The 1,836-nt window shown below is 41.1% G+C and carries 1 protein-coding gene; it reads left to right on the top strand.

Annotation, left to right across the window (positions count from 1 at the left end; translation table 11 throughout):
• Nucleotides 1-168: 168 nt before the first annotated feature.
• On the top strand, nucleotides 169-1,836 hold a 1,668-nt coding region (locus tag QZ019_RS09725; protein ID WP_295484624.1), incomplete at its 3' end, for an IS1634 family transposase.

Here is a 1,836-nt window from a genome sequence, read left to right as displayed (position 1 = left end):
AACCCGGATCGCCTGATTTTTTATGTAGTATAGCAGCTCTTTCTTTTTTCCTCCGTTTCTCTTTTCTTCTAATCTATTGTTATTCATTATTTTTATAAGAAATTATGCCGTCTTCTTCTATTTGTGTTATACTATATTTATTAGATTATATATAGTGTGGTACCCGCTATGTTATACACCGATGTCAGAATCAACCTGCCGATTTCCTCAACCTACAGACAAAAACGCTCCGGAGTTGTCTATCTTTATAAGTACACGGACACTTATTACACTCAAGATAAAAAACAGCGCCATAAGTCGGCTTTAATCGGCAGAGTTGAAATTGATAAAGAAAGCGGTATTGAATATCTTATTCCCAATGATACTTATTTTAAGTTAAGCGGTGCTGCAGCTCCTCTAGGCAGTACCGTACGCTCCCGCGGCAGAGCACCTAAAGAATCAGATCCTCACCGACATTCAACAGGTGATACTGTCGGCGTCGGATTTACCGTCGTATGTTTAAGTTTGTGGCATTACCTGGGAATTAAAGACATAGCAGATAAAGTATTCGGTACTAAGCTTGCCGAAAAGTTATTTGCCCTTGCCTGTTATTATGCCGCAGGCGACGGTAAGGACGGACTTGATGAGATTGACTTGTTTTTAGAGAAAAACTTAAGTTTCTTACAAGAGCCGTTTAACGGCAGAAGAGCTTGTGAGCTATTCACCCGTTGTACCCCGACACTTAACGATGAGTTTTTAGAGGCTTGGATAAAGCTTAACCAAGATAAGGAAAAAGAGGACAGTTTCTATTACGACGTTACTTCCGTATCTTCTTATTCCGATGCCCTGCCTGAAATCGAATTCGGCTATAACCGTGATAAAGAATCCTTACCGCAGCTTAATATCGGTTTATTAAGCTCCCGTAAAAATGATGTTCCTTTGTTTTATACCTCCTATAACGGCAGCATCAATGACACCGCCAATTTCAACTATGTATTAAAACGCGTTAAAGACTTAGGTTTGTCCTCAGATTTTGCTTTAATTTTCGACGGCGGTTTTTCTCAGGACAATATTAATTTCACCGCACTGCAGGGACATAACTTATTATTGGGCGTATCGCAAAAACGTCTAAAGATTGTCGCCGCAGCCGTAGACAAATGGCGTAAAGAATTTAAGCGCACCTATGACAACAGCTTTATGCTCAACGAAGAAATCATTTATCACGGTCATACGGATTTTACATTAGGTACTACTAAAGGAAGATTGCTCTTTTATTACAGCCTTACCAAAGAGCAGCAGCAACTGCATGATTTATATTTGCATATCGCTAAAGAAGAAAAAGAGCTTGAAGCGTTAACGGGAGGCTGTCCTGAGCCTGACAAATATAAAGACTTCTTTACCGTAACTCCTAAACGCGGACCTAAAGGATTTTCCTTTAAACGCAACGAAGACGCCGTTCATGCCGCCGAGCTGCAGCAGGGAGTCACGGTATTGTTCACCTCGCTTAAAAACATCACCGACGAAGAAGCATTGCTTGCCTATCGCAATAAAGACCGCATTGAAAAGATGTTCGAAACATTAAAGAATGACATTATCGACGGCAGAATGCATGTCCATTCCCTTGAGGCATGGCAAGGGAAACTGTTTGTTTTGTTCCTGGCATTAATTTTACGCAAAGAGCTGCACAAACGCTTAAAACCGGTACTAAGCACAACACATCATACCTTCCATCGCAGCGTGACGGTGTTAAAAGACATCAAAATGATCCGCAATCAAGACCGCTGGGTATGCAGAAAGGCTTTAACGGCAGAGCAAAAGTCGCTGCTTAATGCTGCTTTGCCCTTTGATATGAAAGAG

Origin of the sequence: uncultured Succinatimonas sp. (assembly GCF_905203285.1) — a bacterium.
Lineage (GTDB): Bacteria > Pseudomonadota > Gammaproteobacteria > Enterobacterales > Succinivibrionaceae > Succinatimonas.
Note: the sequence above shows the minus strand (reverse complement) of the source record. Positions and strands in the feature narration are given on the sequence as shown.